A 24,399-nucleotide genomic window follows, 5' to 3' on the forward strand; every position below is an offset into this window, starting at 1 on the left:
AGGGGCGGCGTTGGGTTCAGTTGGTCACGGCTTCGTTTTGCGGCAATTGTTGCAGGAGGTCATGGAGCCAGTCCGGGTTTTTCAGGATGTCGTAGTGACCGGCGGTAATCAGTTCGTCGCTCTGAGCACCAGGCACCGGGCTGATGAAGTCCGCTTGCGGCGTGCTGGCCCACCAGCAATGAGGACGGCAGCCGGTATCTGGTAGTACCTGCAATTGTTCGGACAACGCCTTGAGTTTCATCGCCACGATAAACGTGTGGGCCAATTCTTCGGTGCTGATGCTGCTGTATGCCGAGTCGCCAGCGACATTGCTCTGCACCGATGCGATCAACTGTTCCAAGCGTGCAATGTCGCTGCCCGCCGGAATTTCAATCGCCGGCAAACGCTCGCCAGCCACATCGAAGATGACCGCGAGGAAACCGCGTAAGTCATCGCTCCAGTCGTGTTCAGGCTGCGCTTGGCCCTTGGTCGGGGTGAAGGCATCGACCAACCCCACAAACTCCACGACCTGGCCCTGGCTTTCCAGCTCCTGCGCCACCAGCAACGCCAATGGACCACCGAGGGACCAGCCCAGCAGGTGGTACGGACCATCGGCCTGTTTCTGCCGGATGTACTGTGCATAGTCGATGGCCATGGCCTGCAAGGATTCATCCTCCCAATCGCGGTCCAGCAGCATCCGGCATTGCAGGCCATAGACACTGCGCTGGCCGTCCAGGCGCCGGGCCAATGGCTCGTAGTCGAACACCGTGCCGAAACCGGCGTGCAGGCAGAACAGCGGCGCGGCATTGGCCACCCGATTGTTGAGCAGCAACAGTGGGTCCAGGTTCTGTTCGCCCGCAGCGTAGCCCGACAGTTCGGCAATGGTCGGTTTGCCCATCATGTCGCGCAGCTTGAGGCTCAGCCCCAGCTCCGGTTGACTGCGTACTTTGGACAGCACTTTAAGCACCCGAAGCGAGTCGCCGCCCAGTTCGAAGAAGTTGTCGGTGACCCCGACTTGCTCTACCTCCAACACCTCTTGCCAGATCACTGCCAAGGCTTTTTCCAGTGCGTTGCGCGGGGCGATGAATTCGCGTCCCTTGAAGTCCGGGTCGGGCAGGGCCTGGCGATCCAGCTTGCCGTTCGGGTTGAGCGGGAAGCTCTCTAGCACGAGGATTTGCACCGGCACCATATAGTCCGGCAGATCCTGTTGCAGTTCGCCACGCAGGCGCTCACCGAGGCCGGCGACTTCGCTGGCGACCACATAACCGATCAGCTGTTTGCCTCCGGCAGTTTCCCGGGCAACCACCACAGCATCCTGAACGCCTGAGAGGTCGCGTAAACGTGCTTCGATTTCTCCCAGTTCAATACGGAATCCTCGGATCTTCACCTGATTATCCAGGCGCCCCAGGTAATCAATCACTCCGTCGGCTCGTTGGCGCACCAAGTCGCCGGTGCGGTACAGGCGTGCGCCGGTAGTGGAGAAGGGGTCAGCGACAAAACGCTCTGCGCTCAATCCCGGGCGCTGGTGATAGCCGCGCGCCACACCTTCGCCGCCGATATACAACTCACCGGCCACTCCATCCGGCACGGCATTGAGGGCATCGTCCAGCACATAGAGAGTACGTTCTCCGACACGCTCGCCGATCGGCGCATAAACCGCGCCACACACGGCGTCTACCGGGACTTTCCACAGCAGTGGGGTCACCACGGTTTCAGTCGGACCGTAACCGTTAGTCAAGTACTGCGGCTTGAGGGCACGCTTGACCAGTTCGAAGTTGGCGTCGGCCACCGCATCACCGCCAAAGCAGTAGATGCGTACCGGTGGCGGCGCCTGCTCCTGAGTCTGGGCGAACTCTGCGAGTTGCTGCAGATAGGCTGGCGGGAAGCAAGCGATGCTGATGGCATGCTGGTGCAGCGCGTGCCAGGTTTCTTCTGCGGTCCACAGGCGATTGTCGCGCACCACCAGGCGAGCGCCGCTGGCCAACGTCGAGAGCCAACGCTCCTGGGCACCGTCGAAGGCAAACGACATAAACAGTAACTCGCGGGTGTTGGCGTCCATGTCGTAGCGCCGGGCAATGGCCTGGCAATGCATGCGGATCTGCCCATGGCTGACCGCCACGCCTTTGGGCTTGCCGGTGGAACCTGAGGTGTAGATCAGGTAGGCAAGGTTGTCATCCAGTACGGCGCTGGCAGGGCAGTGGTCGGGCTGACTGTCCAGGCTCAGGCCGTCGAGCGCGATCAGTGCCGGAGCCCATGGTTGATTGAAGCGCGAATGCAAACTCTCGTGGGTGATCAACAAACTCATGGCCGAGTCTTCGACGATCCACTGCACGCGTTCCTGGGGATAGTCGATGTCCAGCGGCACATAAGCGCCTCCGGTTTTCATGACCGCGTAGAACGCGACGATGACGTCAACCGAGCGCTCCAAGGCAATCCCGACAAAACTTTCCGGACCTATTCCCTGGGCAATCAGGTAATGGGCCAGGCGGTTGGCGCGGGACTCCAGTTCTCCATAGGTCAACTGAGCGTCGGCACATACCACTGCGACGGCGCCTGGTGTGGCTGCTGCGTGGCTTCGGATGACCTCGGCCAGCAACGGCGCCGTTTCCTGCAAAGGGGCCAGTATGTTGCGTTGGTTGAGGCGTTGCTGCTCGTTGTTGCTGAGCATGGCCAGGCTGCCGAGGGTTGCGTCGGGGTTGTCGAGCATGGCGCACAGCAAGGTTTCGAAGCTTGTGCGGATTTGCTCGGTCGCTTCTGGGGTGAAGCGGTTGCGCAGGTACAGGAACTCGATGGTCAGCGTATTGCCGAGGTTGATGGCCAGGTCCATTGCAAAGTTAGTGACGTCGCGGGTGCTGATTTCGCCGAAACGTAACTGGTTGTGCTCTGCCTCTTGCAGGCGTTCATCCACCGGATAGTTCTCGAACACGACAATGCTGTCGAAGAGTGGCGTTCCACCCTGACCCGACCAGCGCTGAACGTCGGCGAGAGAGGCGTGTTCGTGGTCGCGTATTTCCAAGTTGTAGTTTTGCAATGCTTGTAGCCACTGTCGCGCAGAGGCTTGTGGGTTTGGAGTTTGAATGATGGGAAGGGTGTTGATGAACAGCCCGAGCATTTCATCAGCGCCGGGCAGACTTGCTGGCCTACCGGCGACGGTGGCGCCAAAACAGACGGTGGCTTGCCCGGTATAGCGCTGCAAGAGCATCAGCCACGTAGCCTGGATCAGCGTGTTGGGCGTAACGCGCAGGCGCTGCGCGCACTCACGCAGATACTGGGTTCGATCCGCATTCCAAATCATGTATAGCGCCGCATGACCTTGGAGATCTGATGGCGCACGCGGGACGATGCTGTTTGCCAGATTCGTCGAACCACTGAACCCTTCCAGCTTGCCTCTCCAGAAAGTTTCCAGATCAATCAGGGACTGATTTCTCAGCCACTGGATGTAATCGCGGTAACTGCCTCGCTTAGCCGCTGGAGTTTGGCCATTGTAGATTTGGAACACTTCACCCAGCAGTCGCGAACTACTCCAGCCGTCCATCAGAATATGATGGCTGGTCCAGATAAGATGCATTCGCTGCTCACCGAGCTTGATCAATGTCAGCCTGACCAGCGGTGCGTGTAATAAATCAAAGCCTTTGCCTAGGTCATCCCTGGCTAACTGTTCAAGGTCTTGCGGCGTGACGGCTCGATTCTGCCAATCAATGATCTGAACGGGCAATCGGGCCTTGCGGTAGACAATTTGCAGCGGTTCAGCCAGATCGCTGGAGGACCAGAAACCCGTTCGCAGGATCTCATGGTGCTGGATTACGCTGTTCCAGGCGCTGATGAAACGGCTACTGTCCAGGCCTTCAACGGGTACCGACATCTGGTTGATGTAGAGCGCAACCTGCGCAGACTCTTGCGTATGGAACAAAATCCCCTGTTGCATAGGAGAGAGCGGATAGATGTCCTCGACGTCTTGCGAGGCTACAGGAAGCGTATTCAGGTGCTGCTGACTGAGCGCGGCGAGTGCGAAGTCTGATGGTGTCACGCCCGAATAGTGGCCATCGCAGCAGTGCTCAATGAGGGCTTTAAGTTCGCTAGCGTATTCATCCGCCAGGTGCTGGATAGTGCTTTCCTTGAACATCTGGGCGCTAAAGCCCCAGTTAAGACTTAATTCACCGCCATACACTTGGCCGTTGATGCTCAACCAGTTGTCCAGCGGGGCCTGCGGACTGCGTTCGGCACCAGCGCTGTCGTCGCAGGGTGCGAAAATCGCGTCGTTAGCATGGTCAAAGCTGCTGTCGAACTGACCCAAGTAGTTGAAGGTGAGTCGCGGAACGGGCAGTGCGCTCAGTGTTTGGCGTGCATGGTCATCGCCCAGATAACGTAGTGTGGCGTAGCCAATACCCTTGTCAGGAATGCGGCGTAACTGTTCTTTGACATGGGTAATGGACTCTCCCAAATCGCTGGTCGTAGAGAGTTTTACCGGGAAAACACTGGTGAACCAACCGACAGTACGGGTCAGGTCGACATCATCAAACAGATCTTCACGACCATGGCCTTCGAGTTGGATCACGCAGTCGGGACGCCCGGTCCATCGTGCAATGACGCGGGCCAGCGCTGTAAGTAACAGATCATTGATCTGAGTCCGATATGCAGCCGGGGCATCTTGCAGCAATTGACGGGTGAGTCGAGCGTCCAATCGCGTTTGTACACCACGGCCATGAGAACGCTCCAGGCTACCGGCACTATCATCGCAGGGTAGGGCAACGAAGGCATCACGCAATTGTTCCTGCCAGTAGGACAGTTGCTGACGCAAGGCATCGCTATGGGCATGATTGCTTAGTCGCTCGCTCCAGGTTTGCACCGAGCTGGTTTTTTTGGGCAATGTCAGTGGTTGTGCGGCTTGCAATTGTTGGTAGATGGTTTGCAGATCCTCGAACAGGATGCGCCAGGAAACACCGTCGATCACTAAGTGATGAACTGCCAACAGCAAACGTTGACCACCATCGTCCAGATTAATTAAAAGCGCGCGCAGCATAGGACCATTGGCCAGGTCCAGGCTACGCTGCGCGTCGGTGCACAGCCGAGCAATCTCATCGCTATCGTGGGCGGTAATCTGTTGAACGACGGCCGGAACTTCGCCACTGGCTTGGAAACTTGCCTGCCAGCCATGGTCGCTTTCCCGGAAGATCAGTCGCAATGCATCGTGATGCTGGATCAGAGCGTGCAAGGCGCGCTCCAGTAAACCAGCCTGAAGCATTGTGCTCGGTTTTAGCAGCACGGACTGGTTCCAATGATGGCGCTCTGGTATCTCAGTCTCGAAGAACATATGTTGAATTGGTAACAGTAGTGCTGTTCCGCTGACGGCTCCTTGGTCGACTGATACAGCCTGTGTGCCAGCCTTTGCTACCCTAGCCAAGCCCTCGATGGTCTGATGCTGGAACAGTTCTTTTGGGGTAAAACCAATTCCTGCCTGGCGGGCACGACTGACTACCTGAATGGAAATGATCGAGTCTCCGCCCAGCTCGAAGAAGTTATCGTTCATGCCGATCTTTTCGAGCTTGAGGACATCCTGCCAAATGGCAGCGATGCGTTGCTCCATCTCGCTTTGAGGTGCGATGTAGGTTTGTTGCAGCAGGCCGGTATCTGGTGAGGGCAGGGCGTTACGGTCGAGTTTACCGTTGGCCGTCAGCGGCAAGTGTGGCAGGAACAGCAGGTGGCTTGGCACCATGTAATCGGGCAGGTGCTCTTTCAGATGCGCCTTGATAGTTTCGCGCATGCTGTCTTGGGTTGTGATTTGGTCTGGGACGATATAGGCAACGAGCTGCGCCTGTCCGCTTTGGCCCTTTTGCGCCAAGACGACGACTTGGCGCACGGCCTCCAGATTCGACAGAACGGCTTCGATTTCTCCAAGCTCAATACGGAACCCGCGAATCTTTACCTGATGGTCAATGCGCCCGATATATTCGATTACCCCGTCCGTTCGGTATCGGGCCAGATCTCCGGTGCGGTAGAGGCGCGCGCCGCTGCGGGAAAATGGGTCGGCGATAAAACGGGTTGCGCTCAGGTCTGTTCGGTTGAGGTAACCACGTGCCAAACCTGCGCCGCCTACATATAGCTCTCCGACGCACCCTTGGGCTACAGGATTGAGGTCGGCGTCCAGCAAATACCATGATAAATCATTCAGTGGCCGCCCGATGGGGCTGGTGGCGTCGCTCGATAGGTCGGCCAGGCTGAGCGGTCGGTAGGTCACGTGTACCGTGGTTTCGGTAATGCCATACATGTTGATCAATTGCGGTGAGCTATCGCCGAACAGTTCGAACCAAGGGCGTAGGCTCTGAATCTCCAACGCCTCACCACCAAATATGACGTAGCGTAGTGCCAGCTTTTTGTCTGAGTGCGGCGTTGCACAGACACTGTGCATGAGTTGCTTGAACGCCGAAGGTGTCTGGTTAAGTACGCTCACCTGCTCTTCGCACAACAATGTGTAGAAGTCTTCCGGTGAGCGGCTGACTTCATGGGGCACGATAACCAGCCGGCCTCCGTACAATAGAGCACCAAAAATCTCCCACACCGAAAAATCGAAGGCGTAGGAGTGAAAAAGGCTCCAAACATCCTGGGCGTCGAAGGAAAACTCTTTCTCGCAGGCGCTGAAGAGTCGCAGAACATTCTGATGGGCAAGCAGAGCGCCCTTTGGGTGACCAGTCGACCCCGAGGTGTAGATGACGTAGGCGAGACTCTCTGCCTCTACCGGGACCCGTGGGTTCTCCACGCTGTAGTGATTTTTCTTGTCGGACTCCAGCAGAAGGATGCGTACATTGGACGGCACCGGTAGCTGTTCAATCAGGGAGGCCTGCATAAGTACTAGTGCCAGGCCACTATCTTGGATCATGTAAGCGAGTCGATCATTCGGATAGGCTGGATCTAGAGGCACATAGGCACCGCCTGCCTTGAGAATCGCCAGCAAACCGATGACCATCTCCAGGCTTCTTTCACTAGCCAGTCCCACCATCACTTCGGGACCTACACCCTGCTCGATCAGTTGATGGGCCAACTGATTCGCGCGTGTGTTGAGTTGTTCGTAGGTTAACTGGCGTGTGCCCAGCGTCAGTGCTATGGCGTGCGGCGCACGTGTGGCATGACCTTCGATGAGCTGATGCAGACAACCAGTCTCAGGATATTGCGTGACACGTGGGTTCCATTCTTCAAGCGTCTGCTGCAGCTCGTCAGCACTGTGTAGTGCCAACTCAGCGATACGCTGTTGGGGCGATTTGATAATACTCTGCAACAACGTTTGCCAGTGTTTGACCATACGTTCGATGGTTGCCCGCTCAAACAGGTCGGTGGCGTAAGTCAGGGCAGCGGAAAAACCATTAACTGACTCGAAGGTATTGAGGGTCAGATCAAACTGTGCAGTCCGGGTCTCCCATTTCAGGCTCTCAACGGAGAGTTTCGTCAGGTGTTCCTTGGATGGTTGTCCGCTGTTCTGATGATTGAACAACACCTGGAATAATGGGCTGTGACTCAGGGTGCGTTCCGGGCGCAGCGCCTCGACCAAGTGCTCGAAAGGCAGGTCCTGATGCGTTTGTGCCTGCAATGCCGTGTGCTTGACCTGTTGCAAAAACTCACTGAATGGTAATTGACCATTCACATTGGCTTTAAGTACTTGAGTGTTGACGAAGAAACCGATGAGCCCTTCAGTTTCCAGGCGATTGCGGTTGGCGATAGGCACTCCGACACATATCTCGGTTTGTCGGCTATAGCGATGCAGCAGCGCCTGGAACGAGGCTAACAGCAGCATGAACGGTGTCACGTTTAATTGCTGGGCGAGCTGTTTGAGCGACAGACTCAGTGAGTCGGATAAGGAGAACTCCACCTTCGCGCCACGAAAGCTCTGTTCGAGCGGGCGTGGACTGTCTAGAGGCAGTTCCAGCAGTGTTTGTTCGCCTCCCAGTTGTTGTGACCAATATGCGAGTTGACGCTCGCGTTCACCAGCATCCATCCACTGGCGCTGCCAGATCGCGTAGTCGGCGTACTGCACTGGCAATGCCGGCAACGCAACATTCAGACCCTGAATATGGCCGGTGTATAGCTCAATCAGCTCCCGCACCATGACTTGCATAGACCAGGCATCGGAAACGATGTGGTGTTGAACGATAACCAGCACGTGGTCGTCCGTAGCTAGTTGCAGCAGTTTCACTCGCAGGAGAGGACCTGATTGTAGGTCAAACAATTTTTCAGTCTGTGTTTCAACATACTTCTTGATCGCTTGTTCTAGCTCATCGGTGGGTGCCAGCGTGTCCAGGGTTATGCTCAAAGGTGTCGCCTGAGCGATGACTTGGACGGCCTGTTCGCCTTCAAGGAGAAAACGGGTGCGCAAGGTCTCATGACGTTCGATTAGCGAGCTGAAACTACGCTCCAGAGCTGGGACGTCGAGATCACCTTTGAGGCGCAGGGCTGCCGGAATATGGTAGGCAGCACTATCAGGGGCCAGTTGCCAAAGGAACCACTGACGTTCCTGAGCATATGACAATGGCAGGGAGGTACTGCGTTCTTGTGCTACCAGCGGGACATGCACACTAGACGATGTCTTAAACGCTTGCACGAACGCCTGCAGCTCACTGTGTTCAAACAGACTTTTCAGGGCGACATCGCACTTGAGAGCCTGCCGGACCCGCGATATCACCTGAGTCGCAAGTAATGAGTGTCCGCCTAGTTCGAAGAAGTCATCCGTCATACCGACCTGATCGATCTTCAGCACTTCTGCCCAGATATTGGCCACCGTGCGCTCGATATCATTTTGCGGCGCAATGTAGGTTTTGCGCAGTTGATCGGCATCCGGGTGAGGCAGGGCTTTGCGATCAAGCTTGCCGTTGGGAGTCAGTGGCAGTGCGGGTAAGAACATCCAGTGAGGCGGGACCATATAGTCCGCCAGGCTCTGTTTGAGATGCAGCTTGAGGATTTGACGCAGTTCACTTTCAACCCGTAGTGAATGGGGGACGAGGTACGCTACCAGTTGTGTCCCCCCCGGACCTTCTTGTGCTAGTACAGTGGCTTCGCGTACCTCTGGATGCTCAAGTAATCTCGCTTCGATCTCACCCAATTCAATTCGAAAGCCGCGAATTTTCACCTGATGATCGAGGCGGCTGATGTATTCAACTACACCGTCGTTACGGTATCGGGTCAGGTCCCCAGTGCGATACAGGCGTGCTCCCGGAGCCCCAAATGGATTAGGCACGAAGCGTTCTGCAGTCAGCGCCGGTCGCTGGAAGTAGCCGCGAGCCAGGCCTTCTCCGCCGATCAACAGCTCGGCGCCTACGCCTATAGGTACTGCACACAGGTCATCATCCAGCAAAAACAGTGCGGTATTTGCAATTGGACGGCCGAGGTAAGGTTGGGTATGTGTTCGATCCAGAGCGTGGAGAGCGGACCAGATGGTTGTTTCCGTGGGGCCGTAGAGGTTCCATACCTGATCCGACAACACGAGCATACGTTGCGCGAGTTCTTCAGGCAGCGCTTCGCCCCCGCAGAACAGCTTGCAGCCCTGCAGCACCAGACTGTCGGGGCTGTCGAGCAGCATTCGCCAGGTAGAGGGGGTGGCTTGCAGAACCGTTATCTCTTCTTCGTGCACCAGCTTGAGCAACGAGTCAGGGTCTTGATTGATCGCCTGGCCGGTCAACGTCACGAGGGCGCCAACGGAGAGCGGCACATAGATTTCCAGGCCAAAAATATCAAACGAGAATGTTGTCAGCGACAAGACTCGGTCTTGACTGGAAACCCCGGGTAATCGCGACATGCTGGTGACGAAATTGCTCAAGGCTCCGTGAGACACCATCACGCCTTTTGGCTTGCCCGTCGAACCAGAGGTGTAGATTACGTAAGCCAAATGCTCCGCAAAGAGGGGTTGTCGTGGATTGACGTCGGGATAATTTTCCAGCCAGTTTTGTGCCTGATCCAGATTCAACGCCTGAACACCATTGGGAACAGGCATCCGGGGTAGCACGAAACTCTGGGTCAGCAGCAAGGCGATCCCACTGTCCTGCATCATGTAAGCCAGGCGGTCTTCGGGATAGCTAGGATCAAGTGGCACATATGCGCCGCCGGCCTTAAGCACAGCCAGCAACCCGATAATCATCTCCACGCTGCGCTCGACGGCGATGCCTACCAGTACGTCTGGCCCGACACCCAGTTCGATCAACCTGCCTGCCAGGCGGTTGGCGCGGCTGTTGAGCTGTTGGTAGGTCAGTCGTTGCTCTGCGAATACCAATGCACTGGAGTTGGGTGAGAGTTTGGCCTGGTTTTCGATTAGCTGGTGAACCCGCAGTTCGCGGGGGTAGTCGACGGAACTTCTGTTCCATTTCTCAAGTATTAGCTGCTGTTCTGCAGTGTCGAGCATTGGCAGCTGAGCGACAGATTGCAGGGGGTTGGCCACGACCGCCGTCAGCAGGCATTGCCAGTGGCGGCTCATGCGTTCGATAGTGGCGGGTTGGAATAAGTCGGTGGCGTAGGTGAAGGACCCGCAGAACCCTTGTGGGGTTTCTAGCGCAGTCAAGGTCAGGTCAAATTGTGCGGTCGGGTTTTCCCAGCTCAGTCCTTCCATCATCAAACCGGAAAGTTGACGGCTGCGCTCATCATGATCGGTGACGCTAGCCTTCTGATGGTTGAACATCACCTGAAACAGCGGGCTATGGCTCAGGCTGCGCTCTGGATGGAGTGCTTCGACGAGTTGTTCGAAGGGCAACTCCTGGTAAGCCTGGGCGTCAAGGGATGTTTGTTTGACTTGGGCGAGCAATTCGCTGAAGGGGCCGAGGGGTGAGATGTCCGCCTTGAGCACCTGGGTATTGACGAAAAAGCCGATCAGCCCCTCGCTCTCGACGCGGTTGCGATTGGCGGTTGGCACCCCCACCCGGATGTCCGTTTGTCGGCTGTAACGATGAAGCAAGGCCTGAAACGAGGCCAGTAGGACCATGAACGGAGTGACATTGTGCTGTTGAGCCAATTGTTTGATGCCTGTTCCCAGTGCATCGCTCAGCTCAAATGAGCACTGTGCCCCACGAAAACTCTGCACCGCCGGCCGCGGATAGTCCGTCGGTAATTCCAGTACCGGCTGTTCCCCGCCCAACTGCTGGTTCCAGTACGCCAGTTGCCGCTCGCGCTCGCCCGCTTCCATCCAGTGTCGTTGCCAGATGGCGTAGTCGGCGTACTGGATCTGCAGCGGCGCCAGGGTGATGTCCTGTCCCCGGACGAAGGCGCCGTAAACCTGCACCAGTTCGCTGACCATGACTTGCATGGAGGCGCCATCGGAGACGATGTGGTGTTGAGTCAGTACCAGTACGTGGTCATCGTTGGCCAGGTGTAGCAACTTGACTCGCAGCAGTGGGCCGTTGTGCAGGTCGAAGGGTTGCTGGGTTTCGTGTTCGACGAAGTCTTTGATCTGCTGCTGCTGTTCGCTTTCACTCAGGTGTGTGTCTAGGCGGACTAATTCCACCGCGAGGGGCATGTGAGGGGCAATGACTTGCACCGCGCGCTCATCGATTTGCTGGAAGGTGGTGCGCAGGCTTTCATGACGCGCCACCAGGGCGTTGAAGGCGTGTTCCAGTGCGGGCACGTCCAGCACGCCGCGCAGGCGCAGGGCGGTGGGGATGTGGTAGGCGGCGCTGGTGGGGTCCAGTTGCCAGAGGAACCATTGGCGCTCCTGGGCAAACGACAGCGGGATCACCTCGAATTCGCTGCGCACTTCGGGGATCGGCAGGTTGGCGGGCGAGACGCCTTCGGCCAGCATCTTTTCCAGGTACAGCTTGCGCTTGTCCAGGGGCAGGGTGATGAAACGCTTGGCGATTCGGGTGGCGACGCTCTTGTCCATTACAGTTGCTCCATATCGTCAAGCAGCGCTTCGAGCTTGCTCAATTTTTCGGTATCGAATTGCCCACCGCTGCTTTGCAGTTCACTGACGAAAGCGCCCAGGGTGGGGAATTGAAAGAGTTGTTGTGGGGTCAGTTGCATGCCCAGCTCCAGTTGGGCGCGTGAGACCACGCGCACGACCAGCAGGGAATGCCCGCCCAGTTCAAAGAAGTTGTCGTCCAGGCCCACGCGCTCCAGTTCCAGGACTTGTTGCCAGATATCCGCCATCTGTTGTTGCAACGGGGTCTGGGGGGCGATAAAGGCGCGTTGCGACTGGACGGCCTCAGGCGTTGGCAAGGCTTTGCGATCCAGTTTGCCGTTGGGCGTTAGGGGTATTTGATCGAGGAACAGCAGGTGCGCAGGAACCATGTAGGCCGGCAGGTTTTCCTGGAGCCGGGCCTTGATCAGCGTGCGCAGTTGATCCTGGGCTGCTGCGTCTGGGAGCGACTGCCGGGTGACGAGGTACGCCACCAGTTGCTGGCCGTCCAGATGCTCCTGGGCCAGTACCACGGCTTCGCGCACCTCAGGGTGTTGCAGCAGGCGGCTTTCGATTTCGCCCAGCTCGATACGGAACCCGCGGATTTTCACCTGGTGGTCGATGCGACCGATGTATTCAATCACCCCATCCTGGCGGTAGCGGGTCAGGTCGCTGGTGCGGTAGAGGCGCTCGCCACTCCCTGAGAACGGGTTGGGCACGAACTTTTCAGCAGTCAGCGCTGCACGGCCCAGGTAGCCCTGGGTGATGCCGGCACCGGCCAGATACAGCTCGGCCGCAACGCCCAGGGGAGCGGGTTGCAGATCCTGGGTGAGCAGATAGCTGGCGGTATTGCCGACCGGGCGGCCGATGTTGGCCGAGCCTGCGACTTCGCGGCGGGTCCAGGTGGAGTAGGTGGTGTCCTCTGAAGGGCCGTAGAGGTCGTAGATGTGGGCAACGCTGGTCTGTGCGTAGAGCGTATCCACCAGTGCCTGCTTCAGTGGTTCACCGGCGAGGTTGATGATGCGCACGCTGTCGGGGATTTGCCCGGCGCGCTGCAAAGCATTGATCGCCGACGGCACGGTATTGATCAGGCGCACCTGATCGCGTGCTGGCAGGGTTGGCAGTTCCAGCGCATTACGCGCCAGGACGATAGAGCCACCGCAGGCCAGGGTCACGAACAGCTCCCACACCGACAGGTCGAAACAGATCGAGGTCGAGGCCAGCACCCCTTGCAGGTCGTCGCGTGAGTACACCTGTGCAGACCAGCGAACCAGGGCTGAAACGTTGCGATGGGCAATGGCCACGCCTTTGGGCAGGCCAGTGGAACCCGAGGTGTAGATCACGTAGGCCAGGTTCTCGGGGGTTACCGTAGTGACAGGCTGCTGCCCGCTGTAACCGGCCAGCCAGGCATCACCGGGCTCGATGGTCAGCACTTGAGTGGTGGCGTTGGCACGCAATTCATCCGGTAGCTGTTGGCCAACCAGCAGCAGGCGCGCGCGACTGTCTTCGAGCATGTAGGCCACGCGGTCGGCCGGGTAGTCGGGGTCCAGCGGCACATAAGTGCCGCCGGCCTTGAGTACCGCCAGCAACGCTACCAGCAGGTCGCTGGTACGTGGCATGGCCACGCCGACTCGCACTTCCGGGCCTACCCCCAGCTCAATCAGCTTGTGGGCCAGGCGGTTGGCGCGCTGGTCCAGTTGCTGATAGCTCAGGTGTTGATCACCGTCAATCAGCGCCAATTGCCCTGGGGTTGCCTGGGTCTGACGGTCGATCAGGTGGTGAATACACTGTTCATCGGCAACCGACAGTGGGGCACTGTTCCATGTATTGAGGATCAGGGTTTGTTCGGCCTTGTCCAGCAGGTTCAACGAGCCCAGTGCGCGCTCGGCATTGTTCATCAAACCGTTCAACAGTTGATCCATGTGGCGGGCGATCTGCTCGATCAGCGCATCGCTGAAATTCGCCCGCACATAGCTGTATTGCAGAGTCAGGCTGGCGCCCAGGCCCACACTCAAGGTCAATGGGTAGTTGGTTTGTTCGTGGCTATGCACCGGACCAAAACGCAGACCCTGCGGTGCGCCTTGCTCCAGCGCTTCGGAGATTGGGTAGTTTTCGAACACCAGGATGTTGTCGAACAGGCTTTCGCCGCCCACACCTGCCTGGCGTTGGGTTTCGAACAGGGGTGTGTGTTCGTGCTCACGCAAGGACAGGTTCTGTGCCTGGACCTGCTGCAGCCACTGCGCAACGCTTTGCTCGGGGCGCGGGCTGGCGGCCACGGGCAGGGTGTTGATGAACAGACCGATCTGTTGCTCTACGCCGTTGAGCTGTGCCGGGCGCCCGGCCACGGTGGCCCCGAAGCACACCGTGGCTTGGCCGGTGTAACGCTGCAACAGGAGTAGCCACGCCGCTTGCACCAGGGTGTTGGTGGTCACTTTCTGTTGGCGGGCAAAGGTGTTGAGGCGCTCGGTAGTGGCAGGGTCAATGACCTTGCGGTATTCGCCATGGCCTTCTCCAGGTACTTGCGCCACGCTTTGACCGAGCAGGGTCGGCGACTCCAGGTCGCGCAGCTGCTCTTGCCAGAAGCGCTGGCTAGCGGCGCTGTCTTGCTGTTGCAGCCAGGCAATGTAGTCGCGATAGCGCCCGGTATTGGCGGTTACGACTTGCCCGCTGTAATGCTGTAACACCTGGCCCATGAGCTGAGAGTTGCTCCAGCCGTCCATCAGGATGTGATGAACGGTGTAGATCAGGTGATAGCGCTCGGCGCCGGTCTGTACCAGAACCAGGCGCAATAACGGCGCTTGATCCAGTTCGAACGGCCGCTGCAATTCGGCCAGGGCCAGCGCGTCGAGTTGCGGTGCATCGTGGCTGCCCAAGGCGTATACGGTGAACGGTACCTGCGCTTGCTTGAGCACCCATTGCAATGGGTGCTCAAGCCCTTGCCAGACAAAACCGGTGCGCAGGATGTCGTGGTTATCCATCGCCGCTTGCCAGGCTTGTTGGAAGCGTTGCGGGTCGAGCCCATCGATATCCACGCGCAGTTGGTTGATGTAGTTGCCGGTCCCGGTCCCTTGTTCATACAAGCTATGAAACAACATACCCTGCTGCATCGGCGACAACGGATAGAGGTCAGCGATCTGCGCGGCAGGTATGGGCAAGCGATCCAGCTGTGCCTGGCCAATTGTCGCCAGAGGCACATCCGAGGGCGTCAGGCCGCGGTGGGCCGGATCAATGCAATGGGCGACGAGGGCGCGCAGCTCAGCAGCGTAGTCATCAGCCAGGTGCTGGATGGTGGCATCGTCGAACATCTCACGGCTGAACAGCCAGTTCAGGCTCAACTCGCCGGCGTAAATCTGGCCGTTGAGCGTCAACCAATTGCCCAGCGGCGCCTCGGGGCTTTGCTCGGCACCAGTACCTTCGCCGGCCGGGCTGAACAGCGCCTGTTCATCGGCGCTGAAGCTGCCATCGAACTGGCCCAGGTAGTTGAAGGTAACGCGCGGCTCAGGCAGGGCGGCCAAGCGTTCGCGGGCCTGGGCATCCCCCAGATAGCGCAAGGCGCCAAAGCCGATTCCTTTGTTGGGGATGGCCCGCAGTTGTTCCTTGATCTGCTTGATCGACGCCCCCAGGTCATCGGCAACAGGCGCCAGCGCCACCGGGAACAGGCTAGTGAACCAGCCTACGGTGCGCGTCAGGTCCACGGGTTCGAACAGCTCTTCACGGCCATGGCCTTCAAGCTGGATCAAGCACTGTGGGTGGTGGGTCCAGCGACTGATCACCCGTGCCAGCGCCGTCAGCAGCAGGTCATTGATCTGGGTGCGGTAGGCGGCGGGAGCTTCTTGCAGCAACTGCCGGGTAAGGGCCTTGTCCAGCCGGGTATTGACGCTATGTCCATGACGGTTTTCCAGGCTGGCGTCGCAACGAGCACCGGGCAGCGTGCCCTGGGCATCTTTCAACTGGGCCTGCCAGTAAGCGAGCTCTCCCGCCAGGCTACCCTGGGTGGCATGGCGTTGCAGATGCTCGGCCCAGGTTTTGCTTGAGTGGGTTTTTACCGGCAGGCTGATGATCTGCCCTGCGCAGGCTTGCTGGTAAGCGGTCTGCAAGTCTTCCAACAGGATGCGCCACGACACGCCATCGATCACCAAATGGTGGGCTACCAGGAGCAGGCGCTGGCTGTTATCGGCCAGGGTCACCAGTACTGCCTGCAGCAAGGGGCCTTGGCTCAGATCGAGACTGGCCTGGACCTGGTTGCACAGTTCTTCCAGTTCCGTGGTGGTGCGGGTGCTGGCTTGTTGCAGGGCAGGAGCCTGTTGCCAGTCCTGCTGCTGTTGCGCCACTGAACGATAGTTGGCCTGCCAACCTGCGGTGTTTGCGCTGAAGCTCAGGCGCAAGCCGTCATGATGGAGGAGGAGGGCCTGCAGCGCCTGTTCAAGCGCATCGGCCTGCAATGGTGCGTGGGCCGATAGCAGTACCGCCTGATTCCAGTGGTGACGCTCGGGAATCGCCCGCTGGAAAAATGCCTGCTGTACCGGCAGCAGCGGTGTCGGCCCGGTGAGCGGTTGTTGATCGATTTCCTGCGCGGGCGTGCCGGTGCGGGCCAGGGTGGCCAGTTGTTGCACGGTCTGGGCTTCGAACAGTTCCTTGGGGCTGAACTGAATGCCGGCCTGCCGCGCTCGACTGACCACCTGAATGGAGATGATCGAATCGCCACCCAGTTCGAAGAAGTTATCGGTCAGGCCGACATTCTGTACCTTCAGCACGTCTTGCCAGATATTGGCGATTTGCTGTTCCAACTCGCTCTGCGGGGCAACGTACCGGACCTGCACCTGGCTGGCATCTGGTGCCGGCAGGGCCTTGCGGTCCAGCTTGCCGTTGGGGCTCAGCGGCAGGGCATCGAGGAACACCCAGAGTGCCGGGACCATATAGTCCGGCAGGTGCTCCTTGAGGGTGTGCCTGAGGGTGTCGCGCAGTGCTTCGTTGGCGTTGGCGCTTGGTACCACGTAGCCGACCAGTTGCAGGCCGCGACCGCTGTCCACCGCCAGCACGGCGGCCTCACGAACCTCGTCCTGCTCCAGCAGGCGTGCCTCGATTTCTCCCAACTCAATGCGCAGACCACGAATCTTCACCTGATGGTCGACACGGCCGATGTACTCGATCACGCCATCGGCTCGCTGCCGCGCCAGGTCGCCGGTGCGATACAGGCGCTGGCCTTTGGTAAAGGGGCTGGCAACAAAGCGCTCGGCAGTCATGCCCGCACGGCGGTGGTAACCACGGGCCAAGCCTTCACCGCCCAGGTATAACTCGCCCACCAATCCCACCGGTAATGGGGCCAGATCGCTGTTGAGAACAAACGTGCTGAGGTTGGCGATGGGCTGACCGATCGGTACGGTGTGAGCCTGTTCCTCGCGGCAGGTCCAGTGCGTGACGTCGATGGCAGCTTCAGTGGGACCATACAAGTTGTATAGGCGGGCACCCGGCAGGCGGGCGAACACCTGTTGTTGCGTATCCACCTGCAAGGCCTCGCCGCTGCAGATAATCCGGGTCAGGCCGGTGCAGCGCTCACTGCTATCGTCCTGCAGGAAGGCTTGCAGCATCGACGGTACGAAATGCAGGGTCGTCACCTGATGCTCGGTGATCAATTGCACCAGTTTTTGCGGGTCACGATGATCCCCAGGACCGGCCACGGCAAGGCGGGCACCGGTCATCAAGGGCCAGAAAAACTCCCACACCGATACATCAAAGCTAAACGGGGTTTTTTGCAGCACGGTGTCGCCGCCGCTCAACCCATAGGCTTGTTGCATCCAGCACAGTCGGTTGGTCAGGGCACTGTGGCGGTTGCCGGCACCTTTGGGTTTGCCGGTAGAACCCGAGGTGTAGATCACGTAGGCGAGGTTTTCCGCTGCCACGCTAATACCTGGGTTGGTGTCCGGCAAGGCATCCAGTGCCAGGGTATCCAGGCACAAGGTATGGAGCGTTGCTGGCAATGGCAGGGTGCTGAGCAGCGATTGTTGGGTCAGCAGCAGGTCGATACCACTGTCGTCGATCATGTAGGCCAGGCGATCAGTCGGATACTCAGGATCCAGCGGCACATAGGCCCCGCCCGCCTTGAGGATGGCGAGCAAGCCAACGACCATTTCCACGCTGCGCTCGAGCGCAATCCCCACTAGCCGGTCCGGGCCCACGCCCAGGGCGATCAGATGATGGGCCAGTTGGTTGGCCCGGGCGTTGAGTTGGGCGTAGCTGAGACGAACATCTGCGTATATCAGGGCCGGCGCGTCGGGAGTCTGCTCGACCTGGTGTTCGATCAGCGCCTGTACCGGCCGTTCCAGCGGGTAGTGCCTGGCGGTATCGTTCCAGCGATGCACAACCTGCGCGCGTTCGCTGTCGTCCAGCAAGTTCAGCTCGCCGATGGCTCGGTCCGGCCGTTCGGTGAGGCGCAATAGCAGGTTGTGCAGGTGCTGCGCCATCCGTTCGATCACGGCTTCGCTGAAGGCGTCGTGGGCAAAGCTGTAGTGCAGTGACAGGGTTTCCCCGGCATTCACGGCCAGAGTCAGCGGGTAGTTGGTCTGCTCGTAGGTGTCGACGTGGCCAAACTCCAGACCTTTGGGGGCCTGTTGTTCAAGAGCATCGGCGATCGGGTAGTTTTCGAACACCAACAGCGTGTCGAATAACGCTTCGCCGTTGTGCCCGGCCCAGCGTTGAATATCAGCCAGCGAGGTATGTTCGTGTTCGCGCAACGACAGGTTCTGCGTTTGCACGGCCTGTAGCCATTGATCGACCCGGGTTTGCGGGTTGACCGTGGCAATCACCGGCAGGGTATTGATGAACAGTCCGACTTGCTGCTCGATACCGGCGATTTCTGTCGGGCGCCCGGCGACGGTGGCGCCGAAGCACAGGCTGTCCTGTCCAGTGTAGTGATGCAACAGGAGCAGCCAGGCGCCTTGCAGCAGAGTGTTGAGGGTGACTTTCTGACGACGGGCAAACTCGTTGAAGTAACGGGTCTCGACGATACCGAAGTGCTGGTAATGGTTACCGTGGCCGGTGGCGGTGGTAGGTACGCTGACCAGGCTGCTGGCAAGGCGGGTGGGCTCTTGCAGTGTCGCCAGTTGAGCTGCCCACCAGGTTTGGCTGGCGCTGCTGTCCTGGCGTTGCAGCCAGGCGATGTAGTCGCGGTAGCGCCCCATTCTGGCCGGCAAGGTCTGGCCGGCGTAGCGTTGGAGGATCTCGCCCATGAGTTGGGAGTTGCTCCAGCCGTCCATCAGGATGTGGTGTACGGTGTAGATCAGATGATGCTGGGCTTCCCCGGTCTGAATCACCTGCACGTCCAGTAGCGGCGCACGAGCCAGGTCGAAACGCTGTTGCAGACGCTCCCGGGCCAGCTTATCCAGTGCCGGTTGCAGGTCTGCGCGTTGCTGCCAGTCGTGGCAGACCATGGGCAGTGTCAATTGCTTATGGACCACTTGTACCGGTTGTTGCAGCTCACCTTGCCAGACAAACGAGGTACGCAGGATATCGTGGGCGTCCATCGCCTGTTGCCAGGCGTCACGCAAGCCTTGCGGGTCGAGGCCGGTAACGTTCAGGCGCATCTGGTTGACGTAGGCGCCCACGTTTTGCTCGTAGAGCGAATGGAACAGCATGCCCTGCTGCATCGGCGCCAGCGGGTAGATGTCGTCGATCTGTGTGACGGCTACTGGCAGCGCGTCCAATTGCGCTTGGTCGAGGTGGGCGAGGGGGAAGTCTGAAGGCGTTACACCACGGTTATGTGGAGCGCAGCAATGCTCGATCAGTTGTGCCAGTTCCTCGGCGTAGTCATCGGCCAGGGCTTGCATGCGTGCAGGTTCGAACATCTGCGCACTAAAGGTCCAGCCCAGGCTCAGTTCGCCGTCGTACACCTGGCCGTTGAGGGTCAACCAGTTACTCAGCGGTGCCTCTGGGCTGTGTTCAGCACCGCTGCTTTCAGGGGCTGGAGCAAAGAGGGCATCGTCGTTGGCGTTGAAGCTGGTGTCGAACTGGCCCAGGTAATTGAAGGTGATGCGCGGCACTGGCAGCGCCTGTAACACTTGCCGCGTCTCGGGGTTGCCCAGGTAGCGCAGGACACCGAAGTCCAGGCCCTTGTTCGGGATGCTGCGCAATTGCTCCTTGATCTGTTTGATCGTGGTGCCGTGGTCGGACTGGGGTGTCAAGCGCACCGGGTACACCGTGGTAAACCAGCCCACGGTGCGGGTCAGGTCGATGTCGTCGAACAAGGTTTCGCGGCCATGGCCTTCGAGTTGGATCAGCACCTGTGGCTGGGCGGTCCAGCGGCTGATGACCCGTGCCAGTGCAGCGAGCAACAGATCGTTGATCTGTGTGCGGTAGGCGCTCGGGGCATCTTGCAGCAGACGTCGGGTCAGATCCTGATTGAGATGGGTATTGACGGTCTGACTGTCTGCTTTCTTCAGGCTGGCGTCAGCGCGTATCACCGGCAGTTCGGCGCAGCCGTCGGCCAGTTGTTGCCAATAGGCGATCTGTCCTTGTAGTTCGGCACTTTGACCGTAGTCCAGCAACCGCTGGCCCCAGGCTTTATAGGCGCTGGTTTTCTCCGGTAAGGAGAAACCTTGACCCGCTTGCACCTGCCGATAAGCCATCTGCAAATCATCAAACAAAATCCGCCACGACACCCCATCCACCACCAGGTGGTGAATGGCCAACAGCAACCGCTGGCTGCCGTCCTTCAGACCCACCAGCACCGCCCGCAGTAGCGGCCCATGTTGCAGGTCGAGGCTGCGTTGGGCTTCGTCGCCCAAAGATTGCAACTGTGTGGCGTCGTCGATGCGGGTTTGCCACAGCACCGACGCGGTCTGCGGGCGGTATTCAGCGTTCCAGCCAGAGTCGGCCTGGGTGAAGCGCAGGCGCAATGCGTCGTGGTGTTGGATCAGGGCGTTGAGGGCCTGTTCCAGTAGGTGCGGGTCCAGGGTTGTGGCGGGTTTGAGCAGCACGGACTGGTTCCAGTGGTGACGCTCGGGGATGTCGGTGTCGAAGAACAGGTGTTGGATCGGTAGCAGCGGTGCCAAACCCGTGACCGGGCCCTGGTCGATCGCCAGGCCCTGGCCCTGGTTTTTCGCCACGCTGGCCAGGCCCTGGATGGTCTGGTGTTGGAACAGGTCCTTGGGGGTGAAGTGGATGCCGGCCTGGCGCGCGCGGCTGACGACCTGGATAGAGATGATGGAGTCGCCGCCCAGTTCGAAGAAGTTGTCGTTCAGACCGATTTTTTCCAGTTTGAGCACGTCTTGCCAGATGCCTGCGATGCGTTGTTGCACTTCGTTTTGCGGGGCCACGTAGGCGTGCAGGGCCTGGTTGGCATCGGGGGCCGGCAGGGCCTTGCGGTCGAGCTTGCCGTTGGGAGTCAGGGGCAATTGCGCCAGGATCAGCAGGTGGCCGGGGACCATGTAGTCCGGCAGGTGTTCGCCGAGGTGGGCCTTGAGGGTGTCGCGCAAGGCGTCCTGACGAGTGATGTCCGTTGCCGGTTCTGTTGGCACCACATAGCCCACCAACTGCGCGCCGCCCGGGGCTGGGTGGGCGATGACCACGGCTTCGCGCACCGTCTGGTGTTGCAGCAGTTGCGCTTCAATTTCCCCCAGTTCGATGCGCAAACCGCGGATTTTGACCTGATGGTCGATGCGCCCGATGTAGTCGATGACCCCATCGGCGCGGTAGCGGGTCAGGTCGCCGCTGCGATACAGGCGCGCGCCATTGCCGGCAAACGGGTCGGGAATAAAGCGTTCGGCGGTCAGGCCCGGGCGCTGGTGGTAGCCCTGCGCCAGGGAGTCGCCGCCGATCAGCAGCTCGGCGTGGGTGCCCACCGGGCACAACTGCAGGTCATGATCGAGCAGGTAGGTGCGCACGTTGGCGATGGGGCGGCCGATAGGGGCGATGGCGCCCTCTGGCAGGCGGTCGACATCAAACAACGTGGTGTCGATGGTGGCTTCGGTTGGGCCGTAGAGGTTGCACAGGCGGCCGTTCCAGCGCTCGCGCAATTGTGCCACCAACGGGGTGCCCAGGGCTTCGCCGCCGAGCAGCAGCAAACGCAAGGATTGCATCTGCGCGCCCTGTTCATCGGCCAGCAAGGCTTGCAGCAGCGAAGGGGCCATTTGCAACACGCTGATGCGCTGGGCGGCCACTTGCGACCAGAGCATCGACAGGTCTGCGGACAGCTCGCTGGACGCGAGGACCAACTGCGCACCGTTGAGCAATGGCAGCCAGAATTCCCACACCGAGGCGTCGAAGCTGAAGGCGGTTTTTTGCAAGACCCGGTCCGCAGCGCTCAAGCCCAATTCGCCCTGCATCCACAGCATATGATTGGTCAGGGCGCCATGGCGCACTTGCACACCCTTGGGCTGCCCGGTGGAGCCGGAGGTGTAGATCATGTACGCCAGGTGATCGGCGCTGACCGTGACCGGTGGGTTGGCGCTGTCATAGCCTTCCAGCCAGTCGCTGTCCTGGTCCAGGCTCAGGGACGGCAGGCGGTCCGGGACGGGCAATGCCAGGCTGCTTTGGGTCAGCAGCAGGTCGATGCCGCTGTCATTGATCATGTAGGCCAGGCGGTCGGCGGGGTAGGCCGGGTCCAGCGGGACATAGGCGCCGCCGGCCTTGAGCACGGCCAGCAGGGCGATCACCATTTCCAGGCTGCGTTCCAGGCCAAGGCCCACGCAGGTATTGGGGCCGACGCCCAGTTCCAGCAGCTTATGGGCCAGTTGGTTGGCGCGGCGGTTGAGCTGGTCCAGGGTCAGTTGCTGCTCGCCGAACTCCACGGCAACGGCATGGGGCAGGTGTTCGGCTTGTTCCGCGAACAAGACATGCACCGGTGCGGCGTTGGGGTAATGGACCGCCGTGGCATTCCACTGCGCCAACTGCTGGCCACGCTCCTCGGCGCTGAGCATCGGCAGTTCGCCGATCCGTGCCTGGGGCTGCTCGAGCATCGCCTGCACCAGGTTCTGGAAGTGCCCGGCCAGGGTGGCGATGGTCGCCGGGGCGAAGCAAGCGGCGTCGTATTCAAAATGCGCAGTGATCTGCTGCTGGCTGTATTCCACATCCAGCGACAGGTCGAACTTGGCCTGCAGCGGGTGGCTTTCCATAAAACTCAATTGCAGCGGGCCCAGGTGCAGGGCCGCCTCCTGCACGGCGCCGACACGCCAGTTGAACAGGGTCTGGAACAGCGGGTTGGCCTGGGGGCTGCGTTGCAGGTGCAGGTCTTCGAGGATCAGCTCGATGGGGTAGTCGGCATGTTCCAGGGCAGCGAGGGATTGCTGGCGCAGGCCCTGGAGGAACGCGCTGCAGGTTTGTTCGGGCGCCAGTCGCGCGCGATACACCTGGCTGCTGACAAAAAAGCCCACCAGGTCCTGGATCTGCGCCTGGTTGCGGGTGGCGTTGGGCACGCCGACGGTGAAGTCGACTTGGCCGCTGTAGCGCCCCAGCAGCAGCTGCCAGGCACCCAGGAGCACCACGAAGGGTGTCAGGCCCTGTTGCTGGCAAAAAGTCTGCAGGCGCTCGCTCAACAGGGCGGGCAGCGCGTGCCCATGATGGCCGGCGCCTGCGTGTTGTTCCAGGCGCTCGCGGGGTAGCTCCAGGGTGGGGATCTCGTCGCCCAGGCAGGCTTTCCAATACTGCGCAGCTAAGCTGTGTTGCGGCGTCAGCGGGTAGTCCTGGCGCTGCCACTGGGCGTAATCGGCGTACTGGATGGCCGGGCGCGGCAGGGCCTGGCCCGGTTCGCGCAGGGCGCTGGCCAGGTCGTGGATCAGGATCGGATTGGACCATGCGTCCGAGACAATGTGATGCATGTTGAGCAGCAGCACATAGTCCTGCTCGGCCTGTTTGAGCAGGGTGCTGCGAATCAGCGGCGCCTGGCGCAGGTCGAAAGGTTGGGTGGCGTGCTGGCGGATGCGCTGTTGCAGTTGCAGGTCGCGCTGCTGGTTATCCAGGGTGCTCAGGTCCTCTTCCAGCAGGGTCAGGCGCGCGCCGGGTTCGATGACTTGCAGGGGTGTGCCGTCGGTGTCGCGAAAGGCCGTGCGCAGGATGTCGTGGCGATCGATCACCCGATTCAGGGCCGCTTTCAGGGCGCGCGCGTCCACCGGGCCCTTGAGGGCAATCGCCCGTGGCAGGTTGTAGGCATGGCTCTGGGGATCGAATTGTTGCAGGAACCACAGGCGCTGCTGGGCGAACGACAGCGGTACCGGGTCATGCCCGGCGAGGCTCTGGATGGACTGCCCGGCGCCGGCTTCATCGGCCAGCAACAGGGCCAGCAGGTCGTCGTCGGGAAGTTGGTTCAATTGGTTCATGATCGATCTCGTCGCCGTCGGCAGAGGAAATAAGCTGTGTCAGGAAGACGAAGATCGATCGATGAGATTTAGGCGCAATGGCCTGTGGCTAGGGAGCTTGTCTGTGGTTGCTGGAGATTGTCCGTGGCGAGCGGGCTTGCCCCGCGCTGGGCTGCGAAGCGGCCCTAAAACCAGTCGCCTCGGTTTGTCTGAATAAACGCGGGGCGTTTAGGGGGGGCTGCTTCGCAGCCCAGCGCGGGGCAAGCCCGCTCG

At 59.9% G+C, this 24,399-nt stretch carries 2 protein-coding genes; both read right to left on the reverse strand.

Annotated elements, in window-relative coordinates:
- Nucleotides 1–16 precede the first annotated feature (16 nt).
- Nucleotides 17–11,824 carry a non-ribosomal peptide synthetase gene (locus C5F71_RS23365; RefSeq protein ID WP_104912061.1) on the reverse strand — a complete coding sequence of 3,936 codons (11,808 nt, stop codon included), beginning with the start codon at nucleotides 11,822–11,824 and terminating at the stop codon, nucleotides 17–19.
- Nucleotides 11,824–24,147 carry a non-ribosomal peptide synthetase gene (locus C5F71_RS23370; RefSeq protein WP_104912062.1) on the reverse strand — a complete coding sequence of 4,108 codons (12,324 nt, stop codon included), beginning with the start codon at nucleotides 24,145–24,147 and terminating at the stop codon, nucleotides 11,824–11,826. Before C5F71_RS23370 ends, C5F71_RS23365 begins: the two co-directional genes overlap by 1 nt.
- Between the last annotated feature and the right edge of the window lie 252 nt (nucleotides 24,148–24,399).

Source organism: Pseudomonas sp. LG1D9 (genome assembly GCF_002949995.1).
In the GTDB taxonomy this organism is placed as follows: Bacteria; Pseudomonadota; Gammaproteobacteria; order Pseudomonadales; family Pseudomonadaceae; genus Aquipseudomonas; species Aquipseudomonas proteolytica.